Raw genomic sequence first — 25,269 nt, forward strand, 5'->3', positions numbered from 1 at the left:
AGCGTATTGCTTACCGGGCCGCAACGATGCGGCGAACCCAGGAAGAAACATATGAAAACTGTTCTCTCCATTTTCGGTAGCGTGATCCTGCTGGGCGCAGTCACCAGTGCATCGGCCGACGATTTCGCGCAGCAGCGCACCAACGCTCTGAGCTTCTGGGACCAGCAGGTGCAATGCGTGGACGCATCCGATTGGGGCGCCACCGCCACCTGCCTGGGCAATGTCTGGAACAACTACTTCTAAAGCTGTTTCCTACCAGGGTGTTCAAACAACAATGGCGGCCCGGGCGTCCGGGCCGCCATTGGTTCGCGTGCCAATCTTAGAACTGGCCGCCGAAGGTGAACTGCAGACGCTCGATCTCGTCGTTGTCTTCCTTCTTCAGCGGGAATGCATAGCTGATCGAAATGGGGCCGACCGGCGCGCGCCACAACAGCGCCACACCGGTGGAGGCGCGCAACTCGTTGGCCTTGAAGTTGTCCACGCCGCTGTAGACGTTGCCGAAGTCGACGAATGCCGAAACGCGCGCCGACGGGCTGTCGAACAGCTTGGGGAAATACATTTCCACCGAGCCCACCGTCTTGAACGACCCGCCCAGCGGCTGGCCGCGGGTATAGCCATTGATCGCTTCCGAACGCGGGCCCAGGGTGTTGTCTTCGAAGCCACGGACCGAATTGGTGCCGCCGGCGTAGAAGTTCTCGTAGAACGGCAGGCCGGTGGCGGTGACCGTGCGGGTGCTGCCATCCGGATTGGTCAGCACGCGGGTGCTGTCCTTCCCGTAACTGTCGCCGTAGCCCAGTTCGAAGCGCGTGTTCAACACCAGCGCCGGAATGATCGGCCAGTAGTTGGAGATCTGGTAGTTGAGCTTGTAGTACTCGACCGTGGAGCCGGGCAGGGTGGTTTCCAGGCCCACACGCTGGTACATGCCGCGGGTCGGCATGAAGAAGTCGTTGCGGGTGTCGCGCGCCCAGCCCAGTTCCGTGCGCCAGGCATGGAAGGTGCGCGTGCCGATCGCATTGATGTAGTCGATGATCGCCTGCGGTGTGGTGCCCGCGAAGGTGGTGATCTGGTTGCTGTCGATACCCACCATTGCCGAGACGGTGTCGTTTTCGGTGATCGGCACGCCGAACACCACCTGCGCCGAACCGTTCTTGCTGTTGAATTGCGCGGTGTTGAAGTCCGAATAATCCAGTGCACGCCAGGACAGGTTGTAGCCCAGCGACACGCCGTCGTCGGTAAAGAACGGGTTGGTGTAGGAGAACGCGTAGCGCTGCTGATAGCTGCTGCGCGAGGCCTCCACTGCCACGCGGTTACCACCGCCCAGGAAGTTGTTCTGCGACAACTGCACCGAGGTGGTCACACCGAAGCTCTGCGAATAACCCAGGCCGAACACGAAGCTGCCGGAGGTGGTCTCCTTGACGTTGTAGACCACGTCGACCTGGTCGTTGCTGCCGGGCACCGCGGGCGTTTCCACGTCCACGCTTTCGAAGTAGCCCAACCGCTGCAGACGGATCTTGGAACGGTCGATCGCCGCCTGCGAATACCAGGTGTTCTCGAACTGGCGCATTTCGCGGCGCAACACCTCGTCGGAGGTACGGCTGTTGCCCTTGTAGAGGATGCGGCGCACGGTCACGCGCGGGCCGGGCACCACCTGCAGGTTCACTGCCACGGTGCGGTCTTCGCGATTCGGCGTCGGGATCGGGTTGACCTTGGCGAACGCGTAACCGACGTTGCTCAGCGTATTGGTGATCGCATCGGACGTGTACTCCAGCAGCGCACGCGAGAAGATGTCGCCGGCCTTGGGGATCACCAGGCGCTCGATGTCGGCCTGCGGCAGCACGGTGTCGCCGGTGACCTTGATTTCGGAAATCTTGTACTGCTCGCCCTCGGTGACGCCGGCGCTGATGAACATATCGCGCTTGTCGGGGCTGATCGAGACCTGGGTGGAGTCGATGCTGAAGTCGACATAGCCGCGGTCCAGGTACCAGGAGTTGAGCTTTTCCAGGTCGCCGGACATCTTTTCCTTGGAGTACTGGTCGTCGCGGCGGTACCACGAGGCCCAGTTGTGTTCCTTGGATTCCCAGTTGTCCAGGATGTCCTCGTTGGCGAACTTTTCGGTACCGATCAGGTTGACGTGGCGGATCTTGGCCGCCTTGCCTTCCTTGATCGCGATGGCCACGTCGACGCGGTTACGGTCCAGCGGGCTCACCGTCGGGGTGATTTCCACGTTGTACTTGCCGCGGTTGTTGTACTGGCGGGTCAGTTCCTGGGTCACGCGGTCCAGGCTCAGGTGATCGAAGGTGCCACCCTCGGACAGGCCGATGTCACCCAGGCCCTTGAGCAGTTCCTCGGACTTGATGTCCTTGTTGCCGGTCACGGTGAGCTTGTTGATCGCCGGGCGCTCCTTGACCGTGATCACCAGGATGTTGCCCTGGCGGTCCAGCTGCACGTCCTCGAAGAAGCCGGTGCGGTAGAGCGCCCGGATCGCGTCGGCCACCTTGGCATCGTCCACGGTGTCGCCGCGGTTCACCGGCAGATAGGTGAAGACGGTGCCGGAGGCGATGCGCTGCAGGCCGTCGACGCGAATGTCGCTGGCAACGAACGGCTCGACGGCCAGAGCAACGGCCGGCAGGCTGAGGCCGGCGGCAAGAGCGAGGGCAAGCAGGCGGCGAGTGGGAAGACGCGTCATGTCACATCCGGTTGGAGTCGTATTCGGGTGTTGCTGGATGCCGGCGTATGACGACGACAACAGGCGGAAAGAGTGGAGCAGCTTCATCGTGGAACCAGGCCGAGGATGTCGTTGTAGAACGCCAGTCCCATCAACCCGGCCAGGACCGCCAGGCCGACGTATTGTCCGGCAATCATGGCCCGTTCGCTGATCGGGCTGCCCTTGATCAACTCGATAAGGTAATACAGCAGATGCCCACCGTCCAAGATCGGGATGGGCATCAGGTTGATGATCGCAAGGCTGAGCGACAGCAACCCGAGGAAATACAGGAACCAGTCGAGCCCGCGTTCGGCCGAGGCGTTGGCGGCGCGCGCAATGGTGACCGGGCCGGAGATGTTCTTGACCGAGGCCTGGCCGGTCAGCATGCGCTTCATCATGCCCAGCGAATCGGCGGTCATCCGGCCGGTTTCGCGGATCGCGGCCGGCACGGCGGCGAACAGCCCGTACTGCTGGCGGCTGTCGTATGCCGGAGCCGGGGCGGCGGCCGGACGCACGCCGATCATCCATTGGCCCTGCGGCGACTTGCGCGGGGCGATTTCCAGCGCCAGCCGGTCTTCGCCACGCGCCACCTCGATCATGCCCGGCCCGCCGTGGGCGCCCAACGCCTGCACCTGCGGAATGATGTCTTCGGTCGAGCGGATCGGCTGGCCATCGATGGCCACGATCCGGTCGCCCGGCTTGAGCAGGCCGTCGGCCACCGATCCCTTCACCACTTCGGCAATCACCGGTGGCTGCAGCATGAACTGCCAGCCGATGCCGGCCAGTGCGGCAACGCGGCGTTCGTCGAAACCGACCGGCAACTGCGACAGGCGCAAGGTGTGTTCGCTGCTGCTCGCAGTGTCGGAGGCGGTCAGGACGCGGACATCGCGCCTGTCCATTGCCGCAGTGGTGAGCTGCAGGCTGGCATCGCTCCAGCTGCTCACGCTGCGGCCGTCGATGCGTACGATGCGCTCGCCCGGAGTCAGTCCGGCTTCGGCGGCCAGGCCATCGGCGCGACCGACGGTTGCCGAATAATCCTGCTTGCCGACCACGAACATCGCCCACAGCATCGCCATGCACAGCAGCAGGTTGGCGATGGGGCCCGCCGCGACGATCGCGATGCGCTGCCACACGGTCTTGCGATTGAAGGCCTGGTCCTGCTCGGCCGGATGCACGTCGCCTTCGCGCTCGTCGAGCATTTTGACGTAGCCGCCCAGCGGGATCGCGGCGACCACGAACTCGGTGCCGTGGCGATCGCGGCGCATCCACAGCGGTTTGCCGAAGCCCACCGAAAAACGCAGCACCTTGACGCCGCAGCGCCGCGCGACCCAGAAATGCCCGAATTCGTGAAAGGTCACCAACACGCCCAGGCTGACGATCATCCACCAGACCGAACCGATGAAATCACCCATGTGTGCAGCTCGTGTGCGTGGAACGATCAGGCATGAAGGGCGTGATGGGCGAGGGCGCGTTCAGTGATTTGCCGGGCTTGCGCATCGGCAAAAAGCAGGGTGTCGAGGGAATCGGCATTGTGCCGCTGGAGCGTTGTCAGTGTGTGTTCGACCAACGCAGGGATCGCTAGGAAACCCACCTGGCCCTGAAGAAAGGCTGAAACAGCCACTTCATTGGCCGCGTTCAGGATCGCCGGGGCGGTGCCGCCGGCCCGTAATGCGTCCCAGGCCAGACGCAGACACGGGAATGCGGCGGTGTCGGGGGCCTCGAAATCCAGCCGGCCCTGGGTCAGCAGGTCAAGTCCGGCGACACCGGAGTCGACCCGCTCCGGCCACGCCAGGCCCACCGCCAGGGTGGTGCGCATGTCCGGCAGGCCAAGCTGGGCAAGGGTGGAGCCGTCGACGAATTCCACCAGCGAATGCACCAGGCTCTGCGGATGCACCAGCACATCGATCTGCTCGCCCGGCAGTCCGAACAAGTGATGCGCCTCGATGACTTCCAGGCCCTTGTTCATCAGGGTCGCCGAATCCACCGAGATCTTCGGTCCCATCGACCACTTCGGGTGGGCGACGGCCTGCGCCGGCGTTACCGCCGTCAGCGCCTCACGGTCCCAGCCACGGAACGGACCGCCCGAGGCGGTCAGTACCACGCGGCGCACGCCACGACTGGCGTCACAGGAGCGCAGGCACTGGAAGATAGCGCTGTGTTCGCTGTCGATCGGGATGATTTCAGCCCCGGCAGCGGCTGCGGTGCGGGTCAGCAGCTCGCCGGCCAGCACCAGGGATTCCTTGTTGGCCAGCAACAGGCGCTTGCCGGCGCGCGCTGCCGCCAGCGTAGACGGCAGCCCGGCCGCACCCACGATCGCCGCCACCACGGTGTCGCACGCATCGCCACTCGCCAGTGCGTCCAACGCCTCGGCGCCGGCATGCGCCTGGGTCGCCAGGCCCAGCGCGCGCAGGCCATCGCGCAGTGCCGGGTACAGCGTCGTCTCGGCAATCACCGCATGCGCAGGCCGGCGGGTGGCGCAGAGCCCCAGCAGCTCGTCGACCTTGCTGCCGGCCGACAGCACGCTGGCGCGCAGCCGCTCGGGGTGGCGCGCGATCACGTCCAGTGCCGATGCGCCGATCGAGCCGGTGGCGCCGAAGACGGCGACCTGACGGGGAGAAGAGCCAGCCATGCCTAGAATCCGAGAATTTCCTTGCCGAGTGCGAACACCGGCAGGGCAGCGAGCACGCCATCGATGCGGTCCAGCACGCCGCCATGGCCAGGAATCAGCGTGCCCGAATCCTTGGCGCCGGCGTGGCGCTTGAGCAGGCTTTCGAACAGGTCGCCCAGCACCGATGCCAGCACCGCCAGCGCGGAGACCAGCACCAGCTGCGGCACATGCGCCAGGGTCAGCCCGGCCAGCCAGCCGAACGCGCAGGCAACTGTAATCCCGGCGAGCAGGCCTCCGAGCAACCCTTCGATGGTCTTGTTGGGGCTGACCCGCGGCGCCAGCTTGTGCTTGCCGAACGCGCGGCCGGCGAAATACGCACCGGAGTCGGCCGCCCACACCATGGTCAGCGCGGTCAGCAACCACAGGTTGCCCTTGTCCGGGCTGGCATGCAGCAGCACCAGCGCCGCCCATGCCGGCAGCACCGCCAGGGTGCCGGCGGCCAGCTTGAGTGCGCGCGCCTGGCCGTTGCCATGATCGGCGCCGAAGGTGAAAAAGCGCAGCCAGAGCAGCGCCAACAGCCACCACGCCACGCCGACCAGCGACGCAATCTGGAACAGCACCATCGAGCCGGCCGAGGCCCACACCATCAGCACCATCAGCAGCAGATTGAGCATCAGCAGCACGGTGCGCGGCAGGCTGTCGTCGATGCCGGAGAGCTTGAGCCACTCCCACAGACCGGTCAGGAACAGGACCGCCGCCAGCGCTGCCAGCCATTGAGTGGGCAGCAGCACGATCGCGCAAATCGCGAGCGGCGCCATGATCAGCGCGGCAATCACGCGAGTCTTGGTCATGCGGAGGAGCTCTCCGTCGCCTTGTCGGCGATCTGTGCGCTGGTCAGGCCGAAGCGGCGTTCACGCCCGGCATAGTCGTCCAGCGCTTGCTGCAGCACGCCGGCATCGAACTCCGGCCACAGGGTTTCGGTGAACCACAGCTCGGTGTAAGCCAGCTGCCACAACAGGAAATTACTGATGCGGGTGTCGCCACCGGTGCGGATGAACAGATCCGGCGCGGGCAGGTCGGCCAGGGCGACCCGGCTGGACAGCAGCGCTTCGTCGATCTGCTCTGGCTGCAGGCGGCCGGCAGCCACGTCTTCGGCCAACGCGCGGGCCGCCGCGGCGATGTCCTGGCGGCCGCCGTAGCTGGCGGCGATGCTCAGCACCAGCCGCGAGTTCGCTGCGGTGCTGCGCTCGGCGCCGGCCATGCGGTCGCGCAATGGTGCGGCAAAGCGGCTGCGGTCGCCGATGAAGCGCACCTGCACGCCACGTCGCTGCAATTCTTCGACTTCGCGGTCGAGCGCATGCAGGAACAGCTTCATCAGCGCATCGACCTCATCCTGCGGACGGCCCCAGTTTTCACTGGAAAACGCGAACAGGGTCAGCGCCGACACGCCTTTTTCCAGGCAGAAATCGATCGTGCGATTGACCGCGCGCGCGCCGGCACGGTGGCCGATGACGCGCGGACGCCGCCGACGCTGCGCCCAACGCCCATTGCCATCCATGATGATGGCAATGTGGCGCGGCACAGCAGCAGAGAGGACGGGATGCATGGCAGGCGATGCCACGATCAGACCGTCATCAATTCCTGTTCCTTGCCCTTGACGACCTCATCCACGTCCTTGATGGACTTGTCGGTCAGTTTCTGGATGTCGTCTTCGGCGCTGCGGGCCTCGTCTTCGGTGACGGCCTTGTCCTTGAGCAGATCCTTGACCTGCTGGTTGGCATCGCGGCGGATGTTACGGATCGCCACCTTGCTGTCTTCGCCCTCGCCATGCACGGACTTGCTGAGCTCCTTGCGGCGCTCCTCGGTCAGCGGCGGCAGGTTCAGGCGGATCACGGTGCCGACCACGGTCGGGGTCAGGCCCAGATCCGAGGCATAAATGGCTTTTTCCACGTCCTTGATCATGCCCTTGTCGAACAGGCTGATGACCAGCGAGCGGCCTTCGGACACGCTGATGCTGGCAACCTGATTCAGGGGCGTGTCGGCGCCGTAGGCCTTGACCTTGATGCCGTCCAGCAGCGCCGGCGAGGCACGGCCGGTGCGGATGGTGGTGAGGGAATGGCGCAGAGCATCGATGCTCTTGGTCATGCGCGTCTGCGCGTCTTGTTTGATCTGGGTGAGCATCGCCGGAATCCGTGTGGAGCTGAATCCGGAGATTATAGCCGGGACTGAGGTTTCACGACTCGCGGGCCGCCAGCACCCGCGCAGCCGGTTCACTTGCCGCCCCTTTCTAGGTGCCGGGTCCGCGGGTTGGAGATCGCCGCACAGCTTGCGGTACTGCGCCTTGCGATTCCCCAATCCCGATTCCCCGCCTCAGCTACGGCCCTGCACCAACGTGCCGATCTGCTCGCCATGCAGGATGCGCAGCAGCACGCCCGGTTCGCTCATGCCGAAGATGCGCAGCGGCAGGTCGCTGTCGCGCGCCAGTGCAAAGGCGGCGGTATCCATCACCTCCAGGCCCTGCAGGATCACCTGGTCGTAGGTCAGGCTGTCGTAGCGCACCGCATCGGTGTGCTTCTTCGGGTCCTTGTCGTACACGCCGTCGACCTTGGTTGCCTTGAGCAGCAGGTCGGCACCGATCTCGATCGCGCGCAGCGCCGCGCCCGAGTCGGTGGTGAAGAACGGGTTGCCGGTGCCGGCGGCGAAGATCGCGATGCGGCCCTTTTCCAGGTGACGGATCGCGCGGCGACGGATGAAGTCTTCGCAGACATCGTTGATCTTGATCGCGCTCATCACGCGCACCTTGGCGCCAAGCTTTTCCAGCGCATCCTGCATGGCCAGCGCGTTGATCACCGTGGCCAGCATGCCCATGTGATCGCCGGTGACGCGGTCCATGCCGCTGGCGGCCAGGCCGGCGCCGCGGAAGATATTGCCGCCGCCGATGACCAGGGCCACCTGCGCGCCGGCCTGCTGGGCTTCGATCACTTCATGGGCAAGGCGGTTGATCACCTTGGGATCGATGCCGTAATCCCCGTCCCCCATCAGCGCCTCCCCGGAAAGTTTGAGAAGAATGCGGCGATAGGAAAGTTCGGACATGGGGGAAACCTCGGGGGTGGGGGATCGGCAAACGCCGGCAATTCTAGCGGAAGCCTGTCACCTGGCGTGGTAAAAATTCCTTTGTTGGCAGTGGCGTGACCGGTTGCTCAATGCGCGCGCGGGTTCGGTGGCGTTGGTACATCGGTCGCATCGTAAGCGGTGACGCGGTTGCGGCCGCGATGCTTGGAGCGATACAGCGTGCTGTCGGCGGCCTGCAACAAATGGTCGATGCTGTCGAACTGGCGCTCGGCACCGCCGTGCGTGGCAAGACCGGCAGAGAAGGTGATATGCAGTGGGCCGCCCTGCAGTTGCGCCATCGGCGTGCGCGCGGTTTCGGCCAGGATGCGTTCGATCACCATCAGCGCCGCATCGGCAGGTGTATTGGGCAGGATCACCAGGAATTCTTCGCCGCCGTAGCGCGCCACCAGGTCGCTGGTGCGCACCATGCGTTGCAGCGTTTGCGCGAAATTGCGCAACACTTCATCGCCGACCAGATGTCCGTGCGCATCGTTGACGCGCTTGAAGTCGTCCAGGTCGATGAAGGCGATCGACAGTGGCCAGCCTTGCCGCGAGGCCAGTTCGAACTCATGCGTCAGTGCGGTACCGAGCTGATGCCGATTGAATACCCCGGTCAACGCATCGCGGCTGGCCTGTTCGGCCAGGTGGCGCATGCGGTTTTCCGATTCGTCGGCATGCCGGCGTGCTTCGGCCACGTCCTGCAATTCGCGCAGGCTACGCAGCATCGCCAGTTCACGCGCCTGCTCGAAGATCATCTGGATGTGCTCGGGCTGCGGCACGCGGATGTCGAACAGCGCTTCCAGTTCCGGCAGCGATTCGGCGATGCGTTCGATCACTTTTTCGAAGCGTTCGGCATCCAGCTCCAGCACGTCCTGGGCCTGCTGCTGCGCATGTTCGGTTGCGGTGACCGCACTGGCCGAGAGCCAGATATCGGCCAGGCGCCCGGATAGCGCCACGCAGGCCATGAACGGTTCCAGGCCTGCCGGGTCTTCTTCGCTCTGCGCAACTGCATTCTGCAGATATGGCGGCAGCTGCCACTGATGCGCCAGCCAGGCGCCGACTTCGGCATGCGTGGCGCCCAGTTGTTCGCGTTCGGCATCCAGCAGCGCGGTGTTGTCGGCGGCCTGTTCCAGCAGCGGTCCGTATAGATCCGGCGCACCTTGCAGCAGGGCCAGCTTGCCGATGTCCTGCAGCAGGCCGGCCAGCATCAATTCTTCGGGTTTGCGGATGCCGTAGGCCTGGCCGAGGATGCGACTGGCCAGCGCGCACAGGCCGGCGCGTCGCCAGATGCGCTCGTGCAAGGGGTGGGCGATGAAGGTGCTGCGCACGCCGTGCACCATCGAAAAGCCCAGTGCCAGGCTCAAGGTCGCGTTGAGGCCGAGCATGGTCAGCGCCTGGCCGAGATTGTCGATGCGGCGGCGACTGGCGTATAGCGGCGAATTGGCCACCCGCAGCATGCGTGCGCTCAATGCCATGTCCATGCCGATGACCTTGGCCGTGGTGCTCATGTCCACGTCCGGATCCTGCGCAAGTTCGATGATGCGCAGCGCAACGCCAGGCGGCGAGGGCAGGTTGCGGCAGTAGTGCAGGGCGGCCTGGAGATCTGGTTGCATGAGTCATTGCCAACAGTGGCCACAAGCATACAGCTGCGGTCGTTGAGTGGGGCGCGCCATGCTCCGCCATCGCCGCGCCACAAGACATGCGTGATGGAACGCGAAAAGCCTGGTCGGCATCTTCAGGTAACGGCAATACCGATGACATCTGTAGAGTTGAGGCCGCTTTGCCGCTGCGCCGGATGCGTTCGCTTCAGGTTCGCGCCGGTGTGCGGATGCGCGATCGACGGCAAAAAAAAAGCCGCGGCATGCCGCGGCTTTCTTTCGAGCGGGGAAGATCAGGCCAGGCCGGCCTGCTTCATCACTTCGGCGGCGTAGTCTTCCACCACCTTCTCGATGCCTTCGCCAACGGCCAGGCGCTGGAAGCCGATCACTTCGGCGCCGGCGGCCTTGACTGCCTGCTCGACGGTCTGGTCGGTGTTGAGCACATACGGCTGGCCGTACAGCGTTACTTCGTTGACGATCTTGCTGATCTTGCCGCTGATGATCTTTTCCAGGATCTCGGCCGGCTTGGCCTTGTCCTTTTCGGACATCTTGGCCAGTTCGATTTCCTTTTCCTTGGCAACGAATTCGGCCGGAACGTCGGACGCCTTGACGTGCGGCGGGTTCATCGCCGCGATGTGCATGGCGATGCCGCGCGCCAGCTCGATGTCGCCACCCTTCAGTTCGACCAGCACGCCGATACGGCCGCCGTGCACATAGGCCGCGACGTTGTTGGCGCTGTCGATACGGACCAGGCGACGCACCTGCAGGTTTTCGCCGACCTTGGCGATCACCGCAGCGCGACGCTCTTCGATGGTCTCGCCGCTGTCGAGCTTGACGCTCTTGAGTGCTTCGGCATCGGCAGCGTCCGAGTGCAGTGCGGCATTGGCCACCACCTCGGTGAAGGCCAGGAAGTTCTCGTCCTTGGCGACGAAGTCGGTCTCGGAGTTGACTTCGACCAGCACGGCCTTGCCGCCGGCCTGGGCGGTGGCGATGCCGCCTTCGGCGGCAACACGGTCGGCCTTCTTGTCGGCCTTGGCCAGGCCCGACTTGCGCAGCCACTCGGCCGCGGCGTCGATGTCGCCTGCGTTTTCGACGAGTGCCTTCTTGCACTCCATCATGCCGGCGCCGGTGCGCTCGCGCAGTTCCTTGACCAGGGAAGCAGTGATTTCCATGGAATTACCTCATATGGACGAATGCGTGCGGCGGAAGTGATTCCGCCAGTAGGAGACGGTGCAGCATGCCGCCGCCCCCGTAAATGTATTCAGTCGCCTCAGCGACGGAGCGACAGGGCGCCGTCGGGGCTGCGGCCGCACAGCATGGTGCGGCCGCATTGCACGCCGATTACTCGGCGGCGTCAGCCTTCTTGTCGCCCTTCTTGGCCGGAGCGCGACGGCCCTTGCCTTCGTCGGCGGCGTCGGCCGAGAACTCTTCTTCGCGAACAGAAGCGGAGTTCGGCGCAGCAGCCTTGCCTTCCAGCACGGCATCGGCAGCGGCGCGTGCGTACAGCTGCACGGCGCGGATGGCGTCGTCGTTGCCCGGGATGGCGTAGTCGACCAGGGCCGGATCGTAGTTGGTGTCGACCACGGCGATCACCGGAATGCCGAGCTTCTTGGCTTCCTTGATGGCGATGTCTTCATGGCCGATATCGATCACGAAAATCGCGTCGGGCAGACGGTTCATTTCCTTGATGCCGCCGAGCGAGGCGTCCAGCTTCTCGCGCTCGCGACGCAGGCCCAGCACTTCATGCTTGACCAGCTTGTCGAAGGTGCCGTCGGTCTCTGCCGCTTCCAGTTCCTTCAGGCGGGCAACCGACTGCTTGACGGTACGGAAGTTGGTTAGCGTGCCGCCCAGCCAGCGCTGGGTCATGAACGGCATGTTGCACCGCTCGGCTTCTTCCTTGATGGACTCGCGTGCGCTGCGCTTGGTGCCCAGGAACAGCACGGTGCCGCGCTTCTGCGCAACCGAGGAGAGGAAGTTCATCGCGTCGTTGAAGAGCGGAACGGTCTTCTCGAGGTTGATGATGTGGATCTTGCCGCGCGCGCCGAAGATGTACGGCGCCATCTTGGGGTTCCAGTAGCGGGTCTGGTGGCCGAAATGGACGCCGGCTTCCAGCATCTGACGCATGGTGACTTGGGGCATTGCAGTAACTCCGTAAGAGCGGAATCGCCGTGCGCTGACCTGACTTTTGAAAAGTCCGCACATGGATGTGCAGGTTCTTGCGAGAGGCTCGCAGTCAAACGCACGTAATTCCGGGGTTGGGCTTCCCTGTTGCCTCCGCGACGAACCCCTTGCGAGGGCACCCCGGCGCGGATGGCGGCAGCAGGTGTGAATTCGTCGGTGACGTCCGACGTGGACGACGTAATGCGTTAAGACGCAAAACAGCCGGCGGAGTATAGCCGGCCGGGTGGCGTGGTGCAATTGGTCTGGTTCTGAGGCAGCTGACGGTGATCGCTGGGGATTCGGGATTCGGGATTGGTTTACAGCGGATCGCGAATGACCGGTGGTGTCGCGCATGCCGAAGGACGGCGAGGCCAGCAACGCTTTGCGATTCCAATCCGCGATCCCAGCCCTCAGGGCTGCAGCGCCAGCGTGCTTTCGATATCGCTGTTGATGTGCGCCACGAAGCGGCCGCTGCCTTCGGGCAGGTTGGCGGGCAGGGCCCATTGGCGGGTCTGGCCGGGGAGGACGTAGCCGGCCAGGTCGTCGCGGATGTTGCGGCGGGTGCCGCCGGCATCGATATAGGCCAGGTCGGCCAGGCGCGCATGGCTGGGGCCGGAATTGTAGATGCGCAACGCGCGCTGGCTGCCGTGCCCGGCCAGGCTGGCGTGCAGCGCCGGTTGCGCTGCGCTGGCCTGGCTGGGCTGTGCAAACACGGGGGTGGAATAACGCAGCAGGTCGGTCTCGTTGCCGATCGCGTGCTGGGTCACGACGAGCCGGTAGCTGTCTTCGGCCTGCGTGGGGCTGGGGCCGAGGCGGATCACGCGCAGCAGTTGCCGGCCCTGCGACGGTATTTCGAAATGCGCCGGGCTGACGGTGGCGCCGGTGGCCGGCTCGAGGAGTTCGCGCTCACCGTCCTGGCGCCAGCGGTAGAGCTTGGCGTCGGCACGCCATGGCTGGGCGGCCTGGTTGTAAAGCCAGACCGTTGCCTGGTCGCTGTCGGCCGGGATATGCGCAGTGGTCGGCGCGATGGCGATCTCGGCAGCACTGGCGGCGCCGCTTCCCGCCATACCGCCGAGGACCAGGACCAGGACCAGGACCAGGGCCAACAGATCGCGAAGGTGGCGGGCAGTGGCCATGCTCAGAACGCGATGGTGGTGATGCGCGCGCTGCCGGCGGGCATCGGCCCGGCGAGTGCGCTGGCGTCCTGGCCGGTGCTGGTGACGGTCGATGCCTCATTGCTGCTGGGCGGCTCGGCGATCGCCATCGGCGTGCCCCTGGAGCAACTGGCGCGTGGCGGCGCGGTACGCAGTTCGCAACCGCTGAGCAGGCGCAGGCCGATATGCAGGGTGGAGTTTTCCGGCCCCCGCACCGTGGCTGCGTTCGCCGCGGTAGAGGTCGCGGCGCATGCGAGAGCAGCCAGGGCCAAGCGCTTCAGGAAGGTGACCTGCGTCATGGAGGCAATCGTTTGCATTGGAGACGTAAGAAATAGCGACGCCCCCGATACGAACTTTATTAACTGTCAGTAAGTGATGGAGACGGTCACCGTATCGGTGTAGGCGCCTGCAATCGGCAGTTGTGGGGCCGGCGCGCGTCCATACACCGTGACCGTCTGGGTGGTGCCATTGCCGGTACCCGACAGCGTGTCCACCCCGATGACGGTGCCCCACCGATTACTGCGCCCGGTATTGCTGTAGAGCTCGTAGTTGATGTAATTGGCGCTGCTGGCATGACGCATGCGCCGCACGCTGCCGCTGGCATTGCTGCCATTGTCCAGCCCGATATTCCAGGCAGTACGGTTGGTGCAGGCCAGGCTGATGGTGGAGCTGCGATCGATGGCGGTGTCGATGCTGCCGGCGATGCTGCCGAAGTCCAGATCGGTGGTGACGTAGGCATTGCAGCGAGCCGGCACAGTGGCCGAGGCAGTGAACGGGAAGGCGTTGCTGGCAGTCTTGGAGCCGGTGCCGCCAGCGGTACAACTGCTTGGCAGCGAGGGCATCCCGGTGATGCTTTCGTTGTAGGAGTAGCGCAGCACGGTGTCGGCGCCGCCAAAGCTGCTGGTGTGGTTGCCGACAGAAAGGGTCTGGTTGGCCGGAATCCGCCCATACACGGTGATGGTGGCGGTCTGCGAGCCGCCGGTGATCACCGGGACGGTGTAGGACAGTGTCAATGTCCGCGGCGAGGGAGCGGCCGACCCGGTGGCGCCCCAGATCTGCGTGCGTGTTGCCTCGCTGTAGATCTGGAAATCCAGGCTGTCGCTGGTGGAGTTGAGCATGCGGCGAGGGGCATACACGCCGCTGCTGGCACTGCCGGGGCCAAGGTCCAGGCAGAGGCTGACTTGTGCATAGCCCAGCACGCTGAGCGCAGCCGTCGCGCAGGAAACATTGAGCGTTGCCACTGCATCGGTGGTGCCGTTGGCCGCCACGTTGCCAAACGCCAACGGAGTGCCGAGGGTGACGGTGCAGGTGGTGTCCGCGTGCGCTCGCTCGCTGGGCCCAAGCCACAACATCGCGATCGTCAGCGCGAGCATCAGGCGCCAACGTGTGGACATGCTCACGGCGTGGTCTGCTCAACGATGCACTGCAGGGGACCCACCCGCGGAATGCCGCCCGGGTCGGCTGGATACGCGAACTGCGCAACGCAACGGCCCTGGGGCAGGTCGACCATGATGCGGTTGTCGCGTTGCAGGTTGTCCAGATAGGTTTCGCCGTCGTAGCCGACCACCACGCGGTCGGTACTGCCTTCGCGCTGCACCATGCTGCCGACGGGCAACGGCGCGCCGTGCGCATCGTGCAGCACGATGATGGCGGCGCGCACGCGGGTGATGCCGAAGCGCACCGCCACACCCGATTGCTGGCGCGGTGTCACCGTGGTGTCGACCCGGTCCACGCGCAGGTCCGCCGACAGGCCCAAGGTGTCGATGGAGAGCTGGTTGCGCTGCCATGATTGCAGTGGCGTGACCAGCAGGGTGCCGCGCGCGTCGGTGACCCCGATCAAGCGGTTTTCCAGCCGCACCGGAATGCCGGGCTGGCCGTCGGTGCTCACCACCGCGAACGCGTCCTGGATATCGCGCGCGGCGAAGGTGCGGCCGTTCATCCACACCAGGCTGCCGCTGGCGCTGGCATAGCCGAAGCTGTCGCCGTCCTGGGTTGCTGCGCCGAGGTTGTAACGGCCGATCCGGTTCAACCAGCCCAGTTCGGCCAGCCCGCCGCTGGCATCGTCGCCGGCACGTCCTTGCAGGCGCCAGCCGATGCCGCCCAGATCGCCATCGCCAGGCAGCGGCTGGCTGATATCGGCCACCAGGCCGGTGCGCTCGCCGTTGCGCTGCATCGATGCGCTGGCCTGACGCACTTCGCCGAAGGTGGTCGACAGCGACAGGTACAGGCTGCGATCGCTGGGGACATCCAGATTCTGATTGCCCGATAGATTGGCCGCCCAGTTGCGCCCGAAGCTGCGCGACCAGAACACGCTCGCATAGCGCGAGGTATCGCCCTGCGGATAGCTCAGCCGCACATAGCTGGTGCCGAGCGAACCGATCGGGTCGACGTTGACGCCGAGTGCTGCGCGGTCGCTGACGCGCGCTGGCAGGGCGCCTTGCAGTGCGCCCAGGTCACGATAATCGCCATGGGTGCGCTGGCTGCCCAGATTGACGTTGAAACGCCGGTTGTTCCAGGCGTAGCCCAGCACGTACTGGCCGCCACGCAATGCCTCCATCCGGCTGTGCGCGTAGGCGGCGTTGAATACACCGCCCACGCCAAGCAACCACACGCCGCCTGCGCCTGTATTGATTACGCCACCGCCAGTTTCGGCATGCGCTTCGAGGGTGAAGTCGTCGCGCAGGCCCTTGCGAAAGGTGGCGCTGGCCACACGACGTCGGTCATAGGAAAACGAGCGCACGCCGTAGTCGCGGCGCAGATGGCCGATGCCGACCGACCATTCGGAAATGCCGCGCGCCAGCAACTGCGGTGTGCCATAGAACGCAAAATCCAGCCGGCGCACGCGACCGAACGCATCGGTCACCACGATCTGCGCCTGGCCCGTGCCGCTGATGCCCGGTTGCGCGGCCAGCTGAAACGGGCCGGCCGGCACCTGGCCGCTGTACTGGCGTAAGCCATCCACATACAGCTCAACGGTGGAAGGCACCGCCGCTTCGCCGAGAAAGCTCGGCGTGGGCGTCAGTACCCGATACGGTTGCAAGGCGTAATTGCGGCCGATCTGCACGCCGCCCAGGCGGATCGAGCGGCTCCAGTCGACAAAGCCGCTATAGAAATCGCCCACGCTCAGGCTGGTGGCGCTCTCCGGGAAATCCATCTGCCAGGCACTGTCCAGGCGCACCGCTTCGCTGCGCCAGCGTTTGTCCTGTGGGCGGTCGTAGGCCAGAAAGACCGCAGTGGTATCGACCATGCCGCGCCCGATGCCGAAGGCGCGCACTTCGGTGGCCAGCGACGCGCTGCTGACGCCGGCGTTGCGGGTGGCATACAGGTCGTAATTGAGCAGCATGCCTGGCGATGCGGTGGCGCTGGGCGGAGCCACTTCTTCGGCTTTCAGCACAGTGGTGGACAACGACAGCTGTGCCAGCGGCGCCTGCAGCGCGAGCCGCTGCAGCGCGGCGTCGTAGCGCACTTCCACGTCGGGCAGGCGGTCCAGATCGACCAATTCGCCAGGGACGCGGTCGGCCAGGATGAAGCCGAGTTTGCGCAGGGTTTCCACCGAGCCGCGCAGCCGCCCGTCGACCAGTTCGAACGGCGCCAAGCCGCGATCGGCCTGGTTCAAGGTCACGTCCAGATAGAGCGTTTGCGGCTGTGGCGTGGCGCTGGGCGGCGGCGGATCGGGAAGCGACGCCACAGCGGCCAGATCGCCGGCTGCGGCGCTGCCCAGGCAGCTGGCGGTCGCAAGCAGCGTCATCGCCAGTCGCGCCGCATCAAGGCGCCGTCGGCGCGGCCAACAAAGTACGTTCGTCAGCCTCACCATTGATCCTTGCGATGATGGTGCCGCGGCCGAACTGCGCCAGCGGCGCACCCAGCGACCAACGCATGGTCTGCCCGGGCAGTACATAACCGACCAAGCCGTTCAGTGCGGTCTTGGTTGCGCCATCGACCTGGTGCCGCAGGTCGGCGACCTGCGCATGGCCGGTGCCGGTGTTGCTGATCTGGATCTGCGCCTTGCCATCGCTGCCGGCAACCACCTGCGCGCTCAGGGCCGGCGAAGGTTCGGCGGTGCCTGGCGGCAGCAGGAAGATCGGCACCGAATAACGCAGCACGAACTGCATGCCCTTGCGGTCGGCATCGGCGCTGGGCAGCTCGTCGACGATGATGCGGTAACACTGCTCCTGCCCGCTCGGGGCAGGGCCGGCGCGGATGACCCGGATCAACTGGCGTTCGCCAGCGGCCAGGGTGCGCATCGGCGGGCTGACCAGCAGATCCTGGGTGGGGTCGAGCTGATCCTGCCCATCGCGCTGGGTCCAGCGATAGGCGCGGGTCTGCACCTGGACCGGCGTGCTGCCGCTGTTGCTCAGCCACAGGCCGTCGGCGGTCTGCTGGGCGCTCAGGCTCAGCGATGTAGGGGCCAACTGCAGGCTGGCGGCATGCGCCGGCGTCGGCAAGCCGCCGTTGGCCATGACCAGCGCCGTCGCCAGCCCGGCCGCCATCAGCCAGACCGGTAAACGTGACAACGGGCGGTGATGCACAGGCATACGCGGACTCAATAGACGATCGTGGCAGTGATCGTGTCCTGGTAACTACCGGTCGCAGGGTTGTTGGCCGACGGGTTGGTCACGCGACCGTAGACCGGGTAGACCTGATTCAGACCGGTGGCGGTGCGGCTGAGCGTGTTGGTGCCGGTGGTGCTGCCCCAGACCGTGCTGCGGCCCAGATCCTGGTAGAGCTGATAGGCGATGTAGTTGTTGGTGGTCACCAGCGCGTCGGTATTTTTCATGCGGCGGGTGGTGACGTCGTTGGCGGTACCGGCATTGCTGCCTGCGCTCAATGCGATGTTGTATGGCGTCAGCGCGGTGCACTGGGCGGTCACGCTGCCGTTGGCGTCCGCATTGGCGGTCGAGGTCGAGAGCACCGAGCCGAAGTCGACATCCGTGGCGGACGCAGCGGTGATCGTGCAGGCCTTGGTGACCGCGATCTTGACGTTGAAGGTGGTGGTGTCTGCCGCGCTCGCCATGCCAATGGTCGAGAGCAGGCCGAGCGACAGCAGGACAGGGCGGACAGTACGCATGGACATTTCCTTGACCGTTCTGGTCATTGATGACGCGACGAGTCGTCGCCTTCCCTGCAATGCATCAGCTGTGCCAAACATAACGCCGAATTCACGCGCTATCTAGTTGTCTTCACTCGTTTTAATCGTAAAAGTGCGATGTCTTACGGATGGCTTCGTTAAGGCAACTTTTGACGCCGAGTGCGCTGCGTCACGCATGAATGGGAGGCTGCGACGGTTTTCTGCTGTGCGGTCCGCTTGAGGCGAACCACGGTGTCCCATAAAAAACGCAGGCGCGGGTCGTTCAGATTCAGCCCGGATCGGCGATAATCGCGGCCATGAGCGTCAATCTGAAAACCAAAGAAGAAATCGAACTGATGCGCGTCGCCGGCCGCCTGGCCGCCGAGGTGCTCGATGTAGTGGCACCGCACGTGAAGCCGGGCGTGACCACTGCCGAGCTGGACCGCATCTGCCACGACCACATCGTCAACGTGCAGGGAACCATCCCCGCCAATGTCGGCTATCGCGGCTTCCCCAAGAGCGTGTGCACCTCGGTCAACAACGTGATCTGTCACGGCATCCCGAGTGCGGCCAAGGTGTTGAAAGACGGCGACATCGTCAACATCGACGTCACCGTCATCAAGGACGGCTGGCACGGCGACACCAGCCGCATGTACTACGTCGGCACTCCGTCGGTGATGGCCAAGCGCTTGGTCGAAACGACGTATGAAGCGATGTGGCGCGGCATCCGGGCGGTCAAGCCGGGCGCCACGCTGGGCGATGTGGGCCATGCGATCCAGAAGTTTGCCGAAGCCGAGCGCTTCAGCGTGGTACGCGACTACTGCGGCCACGGCATCGGCAAGGTCTATCACGACGAGCCGCAGGTGATGCATTACGGCCGCCCGGGCGAAGGGCTGGTGCTCAAGCCGGGCATGACCTTCACCATCGAGCCGATGATCAACGAAGGCACCTATCACCATAAGACGCTGCCCGACGGCTGGACCGTGGTCACCAAGGACCGCAAGCTGTCTGCGCAGTGGGAACACATGGTTGCGGTCACCGAAGACGGCGTGGATGTGTTGACGCTGTCGGCCAATTCGCCCGCGCCGGTATGACGGCCACGCCGGCGGAGCGACCCGACCCGGGCGTCGCCGGCGACGCGGACTGGGCCGCGCAGGCCCGTCCGCTGCTGGTGCATGCGGACATGCGCCTGTGCAAACGCTTCGATCAGGGTGAGCCGATCGAGCGCCTGGTCGCCTTGCGCGCACGCGCGGTCGACCAATTGATGCGAAATGCCTGGATGCGCTGTGTTCCGGCCGATAGCGGTTTGTCGCTGCATGCGGTCGGCGGCTATGGACGTGGCGAATTGTTTCCGCGCTCGGATGTGGATGTGCTGGTGTTGGGCGACACCGCCGCGCAACAGCAGCACGAGCAGGCTCTGGCGCGCCTGTTTGCGCTGCTCTGGGATGTGGGCCTGCCGATCAGTCACGCGGTGCGCTCGCCGGCGCAGTGCACCGCTGCGGCGGCCGACCAGACCGTGCTCACTGCCTTGATCGAATCGCGCGCGCTGGTGGCCGACGCCCAGGCGCGCGGGGCGCTGCTAGCAGCGATCGCGCCGCCGCAGGTGTGGCCGCCGCGCGATTTCTTCCAGGCCAAGCGCGAGGAATTGCTGGCGCGCCACCAGCGCTTCGGCGACACCGCCGATAATCTCGAACCCGACATCAAGGACGGCCCCGGCGGTCTGCGCGATCTGCAGACGCTGGGCTGGATGGCCTTGCGCGCGTTCGGGGTCAAGGACCTGGAGGCCTTGGTCGGGCTGGGCCATGTCGGCTTCGACGAAGCCGCCGCGTTGCGTCGCGAGCGCGAAGAGCTTGCCCGTCTGCGTTTCGGTTTGCACATCGTGGCCAACCGGCCGGAAGAGCGCCTGCGGTTCGATTATCAAAAGACCCTGGCCGAACGGTTGGGGTTCGCCGACGACCGGGAAAGCCTGGGCGTGGAAAAAATGATGCAGCGCTTTTATCGCAGCGCTGCATTGATTCGCCGCATCAGCGACCGCCTGTTGCAGCGCTTCGAAGAACAGTTCGATGGCGAAGCGACGCCGGAGCCCCTGGGCGGCGGCTTCAGCCTGCGCCGCGGCTATCTGGCTGCCGACCCCGAGAGCTGGCCGGACGGCGATGTGCTGCAGGTGTTTGCGCTGTTTGCGCAATGGGCCGCGCATCGCGAGGTGCGCGGACTGCATTCGCTGACCGCGCGCGCGCTGGCCGAGGTCCTGCGCGATCTGCCGGCGTACGAGGTTGCCGATGCGACCGCCCGGGAACGCTTCATGGCGTTGCTGCGCGGCCCGCGTGCGGTGGAGACGCTCAATCGCATGGCGCGGCTGGGCGTGCTGGGCCAGTGGATTCCGGCATTCGCCAGCGTTTCCGGGCGGATGCAGTTCGACCTGTTCCATGTCTACACGGTGGACCAGCACACCTTGATGGTGTTGCGGAATATTGCGCTGTTTGCCGCAGGCCGTGCCGATGAACGTTTCTCGATCGCGCATGAAGTCTGGCCGCGTCTGCGCAAGCCGGAACTGCTGTTGCTGGCGGGCCTGTTCCACGACATCGCCAAGGGCCGCGGCGGCGATCATTCGGAACTGGGCGCGGTGGATGCGCGCGCGTTCTGCCTGGCGCATCGCTTGAGCGAAGGCGATACCGAGCTGGTGACCTGGCTGGTGGAGCAGCACTTGCGCATGTCGGTCACCGCGCAGAAGCAGGACATTTCCGACCCGGAGGTGATCCACCGTTTCGCGACGTTGGTCGGCACCCGCGAGCGTCTGGACTATCTGTACCTGCTCACCTGCGCCGATATCGCCGGCACCAGTCCCAAGTTGTGGAACGCGTGGAAAGATCGGCTGTTGGCGGATCTGTATTTCGCCGCGCGTCGCGCGTTGCGCGAGGGCCTGGAACATCCGCCTCCGCGCGAAGAACGGCTGCGCGAAGCGCGCGAGTCGGCGCGCACCTTGATGCAGGCGCAGGGGCATGACGATGTCACCATCGACCGGCAATTCGCCGGCATGCCGGACGAGAATTTCCTGCGGTTCCGTCCCGAGCAACTGGCGTGGCAGGCGGCCTCGCTGATCGAAGTGGAGATCGGTCAGACCCTGGTCAAGGCGCGTCGCGCGGTGCCGGATAACGACGCGCTGGAAGTATTCGTGTATTCGCCAGACCGCGATGGGCTGTTTGCGGCCATTGTGGCCACGCTCGATCGCAAGGGCTACGGCATTCATCGCGCACGTGTACTGGACGCGCCACACGATGCGATCTTCGACGTGTTCGAAGTGTTGCCGCAGGAGACCTATGCCGACGGCGACCCGCAGCGGCTGGCGGCAACGCTGCGCCAGGTGCTGGCCGGCGATCTGCAGAAGGTGCGCCCGGCGCGCCGTGCGGTGCCGCGCCAGTTGCGGCATTTCCGCTTCGCACCGCGGGTGGAGTTCAGCGAAAGCGCCGGTGGCCGCCGCACCCGCATCAGTCTGGTCGCACCCGACCGCCCCGGCCAGCTCGCCGATGTCGCGCACGTGTTGCGCATGCAGCACCTGCGCGTGCACGACGCGCGTATCGCCACTTTCGGCGAGCGTGCCGAAGACCAGTTCCAGATCACCGACGAGCATGACCGCCCGTTATCCGAATCCGCCCGGCAGGCGCTGCGCGATGCGTTGTGCGCCTGCCTTGACCCTGTCTAGCTAGCAACTCCGGAGACCCTCCATGGCCACCAGCAAGAAGACCGCGCCCAAGCAGAGCGCGACCACCACCACCAACGCAGCGTCCAAGCGCGCGAATGCTCCGAGCGGCAAGGCTGCCAAGGTGCCGGCCGCTGCCGACTCCAAGCCAGGTGTCGGCGTCGGCAAGCAGGGCGCGGCAGCGGGCGCTGTTGGCAAAAAGACTGCTGCATCTGATGCAGCAAGCCCGAAAACCGTTGCAAAGAAGACTGGCGCCAAGACCGCGACTTCCGCTGCACCGCGCGTGGCCAGGCAGCCGACCAAGGTGGTTGCTGCACCGGCCGCAAAGAAGGCTGCTGCGGCAAAGAAGCTGCCGATTGCCGAGCAGGCCGTGCACAGCGCCGCCACGCAGGTCGGCAGCGACGAGCTCAAACTGGGCATCGAAAGCGCATTCGAACGGCGCGCCACGCTGACCATGGACGAGATCGACGGTTCCACCCGTGCCATTGTCACCCGCGTGGTCGACGGACTGGAAAGCGGGCAGTTCCGCGTCGCCGAGCCGGACGGGCAGGGCGGCTGGACCGTCAACGAATGGCTGAAAAAAGCGGTGCTGCTGTATTTCCGCGTCAACGAGATGGCAGTGATCGACGCCCAGCCAGCGCCGTTCTGGGACAAGGTGGAATCGCGCTTTGCCGGCTTCCATGAGGCCGAATTCCGCAAGGCCGGCGTGCGCGTCGTGCCAGGTGCGGTGGCGCGTCGCGGCAGTTACTTCGGCAAGGACGTGGTGCTGATGCCGAGTTTCACCAACATCGGTGCCTATGTCGGCGAAGGCACCATGGTCGATACCTGGGCCACCGTGGGGTCGTGCGCGCAGATCGGCAAGCACTGCCATTTGTCCGGCGGCGCCGGCATCGGCGGCGTACTCGAACCGCTGCAGGCCAGTCCCACCATCATCGAAGATCACTGCTTTATCGGCGCGCGCTCGGAGGTGGTGGAAGGCGTGGTCATCGGTCACCACAGCGTGATCGGCATGGGCGTGTTCATCGGCCAGAGCACACGCATCTACAACCGCGCCACCGGCGAGATTTCTTACGGCTATGTGCCGCCGTACAGCGTGGTGGTGTCCGGGCAGTTGCCCTCCAAGGATGGCTCGCACTCGCTGTATTGCGCGGTGATCGTCAAGCAGGTGGATGCCAAGACGCGCAGCAAGACCAGCGTCAACGAACTGTTGCGCGGTCTGGCGGATTAATCCACTTCGCATCGGCAACAGATACTGCGCAGCGCCGGCCGAGGGTGCGCCTTTGCACGCTCGGTTGCTGCATGACTCGCGCGCCCCAACGCGCTTGCAAGTCGCTTACCGGTTGTTTCGCGCGCAGTTCTCTCGCAACCCCTTTCAAGAAGTAAGGGCTCTGCACACCGCACTTTGGGATATTTCGCATGACCACGCTCTACGGACTCAAAAACTGCGATACCTGCAAGAAAGCCACCAAGTGGCTGGATCGTTTTGGTGTGGCGTATACGTTTGTCGACTATCGCGATCACAAGCCGGAGCCGCAGACCCTGGTGGGGTGGGCGGAGCAGGTCGGTGGATTCGATGCATTGATCAACAAGTCCTCGACCACATGGCGGCAGTTGCCGGACAACCGCAAGGTGGCGGGCAGCGCGGCCGAATGGAAGCTGTTGCTGCGCGAGTACCCGCAGCTGATCCGGCGGCCGCTTGTCATCACCGACGATGGCGCGCTGCATCAGGGCTTTTCCGATAACGGCTTCAAGAAGCTATTCGGCATTGGCTAAGCGACTGCGGTTTTCGACGGTGCTGCGGACCGTGTTGCCGCTATCGTCGCGATGCGTTACGTCTCGCATGTTGATCGCGCACTCATCAGCTGGGCAAGCCGTTCAACGTCGCGCAGGCACTGACGCGATGATTGCCTGCAAACCAGTTAGCTGCCACCGCTGCAACCGCGACCAAACCACGCCGATCGATGCGGATCGCGATCCCTCCATCAACGCCGCAGATGCGGCTCTACTGCGGTGACGTTTCATGAGCGATGTGCTGGAGTTGACCTGTGACCTCATTGCACGTGCCTCGGTAACGCCGGTGGATGCCGGATGTCAGGCCGCGATTGCGCAGCGCCTGCGCGCAGCCGGCTTCAGCTGCGAGCACTTGCGCCTGGGCGAGGTCGAGAATCTGTGGGCAACCCATGGCAGCGGTGCGCCGGTGCTGGTGTTGCTCGGGCATACCGATGTGGTGCCGCCGGGCCCGCGCGAGGCGTGGACCAGCGACCCGTTCGATCCGCAGATCCGCGACGGCGTGCTGTACGGGCGTGGTGCAGCGGACATGAAAGGCAGCGTCGCCGCATTCGTCGTCGCCGCGGAGCAATTTGTCGCTGCGCATCCATCGCATACCGGCACGCTGGCGGTGCTGTTGACCTCGGACGAAGAGGGCGATGCCATCGATGGCGTGCGCCGGGTTGCCGAGGTGTTTCGCGAACGCGGGCAAACGATCGACTGGTGCATCACCGGCGAACCGTCGTCCACCGAGCGCCTGGGCGATCTGTTGCGCGTCGGCCGTCGCGGCAGCCTGTCCGGTACGTTGACCGTCAAGGGTGTGCAGGGGCATGTGGCGTATCCGCACAAGGCGCGCAACCCGATCCATCTTGCAGCGCCTGCGCTGGCCGAACTGGTGGCGCGGCAATGGGACGACGGCTTCGAAAGCTTTCCGCCCACCAGCCTGCAACTCTCCAACATCCATGCCGGCACCGGCGCCAATAACGTGATTCCTGGCGAGCTGCAGGTGGCCTTCAATCTGCGCTATACCCCGCACTGGGACGCGCCGCGCCTGGAGGCCGAAATCACTGCGCTGCTCGATCGCCACGCGCTGGACTACGCGCTGCGCTGGCACCGCAGTGGCGAGCCGTTCTATACCCCGGAAGGGCGGTTGCGCAGCGTTGCACGTGAGGTGTTGGGCGAGTTTGCCGGCGCGCCGCCGGAAGAAAGCACCGGTGGCGGAACCTCCGACGCGCGCTTCATCGCGCCATTGGGCGCGCAGTGCATCGAAGTGGGACCGGTCAATGCCAGCATCCACCAGGTCGACGAGCATGTGCGCGTGGCCGACCTGCAAGCGCTACCGGCGCTGTATCGCAAGTTGATCGAGCGCCTGCTGGTCGGGTGAGCGGGCCACGCAGACGCC

22 protein-coding genes are annotated in these 25,269 nt (G+C 65.2%); 6 read left to right on the forward strand and 16 right to left on the reverse strand.

The features are described from left to right. Positions 1–51 precede the first annotated feature (51 nt). Positions 52–243, forward strand: coding sequence for a hypothetical protein (locus tag J7360_RS18540; protein WP_005911715.1), 192 nt, complete (start codon positions 52–54; stop codon positions 241–243). Between the two features lie 76 nt (positions 244–319). Here the strand turns inward: J7360_RS18540 and bamA are convergent, their stop codons facing one another. From bamA to J7360_RS18620, 16 genes are all read right to left on the reverse strand, one after another. Next, on the reverse strand, positions 320–2,686 hold the full coding sequence (bamA, locus tag J7360_RS18545) for an outer membrane protein assembly factor BamA (RefSeq protein WP_209034454.1): 2,367 nt from the start codon (positions 2,684–2,686) through the stop codon (positions 320–322). 83 nt (positions 2,687–2,769) lie between these two features. Next, positions 2,770–4,116 (reverse strand): RIP metalloprotease RseP, encoded by a 1,347-nt coding sequence (rseP, locus tag J7360_RS18550; protein ID WP_057661997.1) that lies wholly within the window; start codon positions 4,114–4,116, stop codon positions 2,770–2,772. A gap of 26 nt (positions 4,117–4,142) precedes the next feature. Next, the gene (locus tag J7360_RS18555; protein WP_057661994.1) at positions 4,143–5,333 is read right to left on the reverse strand and encodes a 1-deoxy-D-xylulose-5-phosphate reductoisomerase; all 1,191 of its coding nucleotides are present in this window, start codon (positions 5,331–5,333) and stop codon (positions 4,143–4,145) included. 2 nt (positions 5,334–5,335) lie between these two features. Continuing rightward, entirely contained in the window at positions 5,336–6,163 is an 828-nt protein-coding gene (locus J7360_RS18560; RefSeq protein WP_057661993.1) for a phosphatidate cytidylyltransferase, read from the reverse strand. Next, a complete protein-coding gene (uppS, locus tag J7360_RS18565; RefSeq protein WP_057661990.1) occupies positions 6,160–6,918 on the reverse strand; it encodes a polyprenyl diphosphate synthase in 759 nt (252 codons plus the stop codon). Before uppS ends, J7360_RS18560 begins: the two co-directional genes overlap by 4 nt. Positions 6,919–6,935: 17 nt before the next feature. Then, a complete protein-coding gene (gene frr / locus J7360_RS18570; protein WP_057661986.1) occupies positions 6,936–7,493 on the reverse strand; it encodes a ribosome recycling factor in 558 nt (185 codons plus the stop codon). 189 nt (positions 7,494–7,682) lie between these two features. Continuing rightward, positions 7,683–8,405 (reverse strand): UMP kinase, encoded by a 723-nt coding sequence (pyrH, locus tag J7360_RS18575; protein WP_005911727.1) that lies wholly within the window; start codon positions 8,403–8,405, stop codon positions 7,683–7,685. 107 nt (positions 8,406–8,512) lie between these two features. After that, positions 8,513–10,036: a GGDEF domain-containing protein gene (locus J7360_RS18580; RefSeq protein WP_057661982.1), complete on the reverse strand. Its 1,524-nt coding sequence runs from the start codon at positions 10,034–10,036 to the stop codon at positions 8,513–8,515. Positions 10,037–10,314: 278 nt separating this feature from the next. Beyond that, complete coding sequence (tsf, locus tag J7360_RS18585) at positions 10,315–11,193, reverse strand: translation elongation factor Ts (protein ID WP_209034456.1); 879 nt, start codon at positions 11,191–11,193, stop codon at positions 10,315–10,317. Between the two features lie 169 nt (positions 11,194–11,362). After that, positions 11,363–12,160 carry a 30S ribosomal protein S2 gene (rpsB, locus tag J7360_RS18590; protein ID WP_005911732.1) on the reverse strand — a complete coding sequence of 266 codons (798 nt, stop codon included), beginning with the start codon at positions 12,158–12,160 and terminating at the stop codon, positions 11,363–11,365. Positions 12,161–12,591: 431 nt separating this feature from the next. Then, entirely contained in the window at positions 12,592–13,317 is a 726-nt protein-coding gene (locus J7360_RS18595) for a fimbria/pilus periplasmic chaperone (RefSeq protein WP_209034457.1), read from the reverse strand. 2 nt (positions 13,318–13,319) lie between these two features. After that, positions 13,320–13,652 (reverse strand): hypothetical protein, encoded by a 333-nt coding sequence (locus tag J7360_RS18600; RefSeq protein ID WP_042674793.1) that lies wholly within the window; start codon positions 13,650–13,652, stop codon positions 13,320–13,322. Positions 13,653–13,700: 48 nt separating this feature from the next. Then, entirely contained in the window at positions 13,701–14,735 is a 1,035-nt protein-coding gene (locus tag J7360_RS18605; RefSeq protein ID WP_022559712.1) for a spore coat U domain-containing protein, read from the reverse strand. Beyond that, complete coding sequence (locus tag J7360_RS18610; protein ID WP_057661973.1) at positions 14,732–17,083, reverse strand: fimbria/pilus outer membrane usher protein; 2,352 nt, start codon at positions 17,081–17,083, stop codon at positions 14,732–14,734. Before J7360_RS18610 ends, J7360_RS18605 begins: the two co-directional genes overlap by 4 nt. A gap of 16 nt (positions 17,084–17,099) precedes the next feature. Further along, the gene (locus J7360_RS18615) at positions 17,100–17,870 is read right to left on the reverse strand and encodes a molecular chaperone (RefSeq protein WP_057661971.1); all 771 of its coding nucleotides are present in this window, start codon (positions 17,868–17,870) and stop codon (positions 17,100–17,102) included. 8 nt (positions 17,871–17,878) lie between these two features. Continuing rightward, on the reverse strand, positions 17,879–18,430 hold the full coding sequence (locus J7360_RS18620) for a spore coat U domain-containing protein (RefSeq protein ID WP_008576696.1): 552 nt from the start codon (positions 18,428–18,430) through the stop codon (positions 17,879–17,881). 290 nt (positions 18,431–18,720) lie between these two features. Here J7360_RS18620 and map point away from each other — a divergent pair, with 290 nt between their 5' ends. From map to dapE, 5 genes are all read left to right on the forward strand, one after another. Next, positions 18,721–19,497 (forward strand): type I methionyl aminopeptidase, encoded by a 777-nt coding sequence (map, locus tag J7360_RS18625; protein ID WP_008576697.1) that lies wholly within the window; start codon positions 18,721–18,723, stop codon positions 19,495–19,497. Next, positions 19,494–22,103, forward strand: coding sequence for a [protein-PII] uridylyltransferase (locus J7360_RS18630; RefSeq protein ID WP_209034459.1), 2,610 nt, complete (start codon positions 19,494–19,496; stop codon positions 22,101–22,103). Before map ends, J7360_RS18630 begins: the two co-directional genes overlap by 4 nt. Positions 22,104–22,125: 22 nt before the next feature. After that, positions 22,126–23,328 (forward strand): 2,3,4,5-tetrahydropyridine-2,6-dicarboxylate N-succinyltransferase, encoded by a 1,203-nt coding sequence (gene dapD, locus J7360_RS18635; RefSeq protein WP_033481301.1) that lies wholly within the window; start codon positions 22,126–22,128, stop codon positions 23,326–23,328. Between the two features lie 188 nt (positions 23,329–23,516). Next, positions 23,517–23,873 carry an arsenate reductase gene (locus tag J7360_RS18640; protein ID WP_007966645.1) on the forward strand — a complete coding sequence of 119 codons (357 nt, stop codon included), beginning with the start codon at positions 23,517–23,519 and terminating at the stop codon, positions 23,871–23,873. Between the two features lie 247 nt (positions 23,874–24,120). Further along, on the forward strand, positions 24,121–25,251 hold the full coding sequence (gene dapE / locus J7360_RS18645) for a succinyl-diaminopimelate desuccinylase (protein ID WP_057661966.1): 1,131 nt from the start codon (positions 24,121–24,123) through the stop codon (positions 25,249–25,251). Positions 25,252–25,269: the final 18 nt, after the last annotated feature.

The sequence above is a fragment of the Xanthomonas sp. D-99 genome, assembly GCF_017746145.1.
In the GTDB taxonomy this organism is placed as follows: domain Bacteria; phylum Pseudomonadota; class Gammaproteobacteria; order Xanthomonadales; family Xanthomonadaceae; genus Xanthomonas; species Xanthomonas cissicola.

Coding starts and splice junctions, on each gene's coding strand:
- J7360_RS18540 (WP_005911715.1), top strand. CDS start 52: ATGAAAACTGTTCTCTCCATTTTCGGTAGCGTGATCCTGCTGGGCGCA.
- J7360_RS18595 (WP_209034457.1), bottom strand. CDS start 13,317: ATGGCCACTGCCCGCCACCTTCGCGATCTGTTGGCCCTGGTCCTGGTC.
- pyrH (WP_005911727.1), bottom strand. CDS start 8,405: ATGTCCGAACTTTCCTATCGCCGCATTCTTCTCAAACTTTCCGGGGAG.
- J7360_RS18615 (WP_057661971.1), bottom strand. CDS start 17,870: ATGCCTGTGCATCACCGCCCGTTGTCACGTTTACCGGTCTGGCTGATG.
- uppS (WP_057661990.1), bottom strand. CDS start 6,918: ATGCATCCCGTCCTCTCTGCTGCTGTGCCGCGCCACATTGCCATCATC.
- J7360_RS18630 (WP_209034459.1), top strand. CDS start 19,494: ATGACGGCCACGCCGGCGGAGCGACCCGACCCGGGCGTCGCCGGCGAC.
- J7360_RS18610 (WP_057661973.1), bottom strand. CDS start 17,083: ATGACGCTGCTTGCGACCGCCAGCTGCCTGGGCAGCGCCGCAGCCGGC.
- dapE (WP_057661966.1), top strand. CDS start 24,121: ATGAGCGATGTGCTGGAGTTGACCTGTGACCTCATTGCACGTGCCTCG.
- frr (WP_057661986.1), bottom strand. CDS start 7,493: ATGCTCACCCAGATCAAACAAGACGCGCAGACGCGCATGACCAAGAGC.
- tsf (WP_209034456.1), bottom strand. CDS start 11,193: ATGGAAATCACTGCTTCCCTGGTCAAGGAACTGCGCGAGCGCACCGGC.
- dapD (WP_033481301.1), top strand. CDS start 22,126: ATGGCCACCAGCAAGAAGACCGCGCCCAAGCAGAGCGCGACCACCACC.
- rseP (WP_057661997.1), bottom strand. CDS start 4,116: ATGGGTGATTTCATCGGTTCGGTCTGGTGGATGATCGTCAGCCTGGGC.
- J7360_RS18580 (WP_057661982.1), bottom strand. CDS start 10,036: ATGCAACCAGATCTCCAGGCCGCCCTGCACTACTGCCGCAACCTGCCC.
- bamA (WP_209034454.1), bottom strand. CDS start 2,686: ATGACGCGTCTTCCCACTCGCCGCCTGCTTGCCCTCGCTCTTGCCGCC.
- J7360_RS18640 (WP_007966645.1), top strand. CDS start 23,517: ATGACCACGCTCTACGGACTCAAAAACTGCGATACCTGCAAGAAAGCC.
- J7360_RS18620 (WP_008576696.1), bottom strand. CDS start 18,430: ATGACCAGAACGGTCAAGGAAATGTCCATGCGTACTGTCCGCCCTGTC.
- map (WP_008576697.1), top strand. CDS start 18,721: ATGAGCGTCAATCTGAAAACCAAAGAAGAAATCGAACTGATGCGCGTC.
- J7360_RS18600 (WP_042674793.1), bottom strand. CDS start 13,652: ATGCAAACGATTGCCTCCATGACGCAGGTCACCTTCCTGAAGCGCTTG.
- J7360_RS18555 (WP_057661994.1), bottom strand. CDS start 5,333: ATGGCTGGCTCTTCTCCCCGTCAGGTCGCCGTCTTCGGCGCCACCGGC.
- rpsB (WP_005911732.1), bottom strand. CDS start 12,160: ATGCCCCAAGTCACCATGCGTCAGATGCTGGAAGCCGGCGTCCATTTC.
- J7360_RS18560 (WP_057661993.1), bottom strand. CDS start 6,163: ATGACCAAGACTCGCGTGATTGCCGCGCTGATCATGGCGCCGCTCGCG.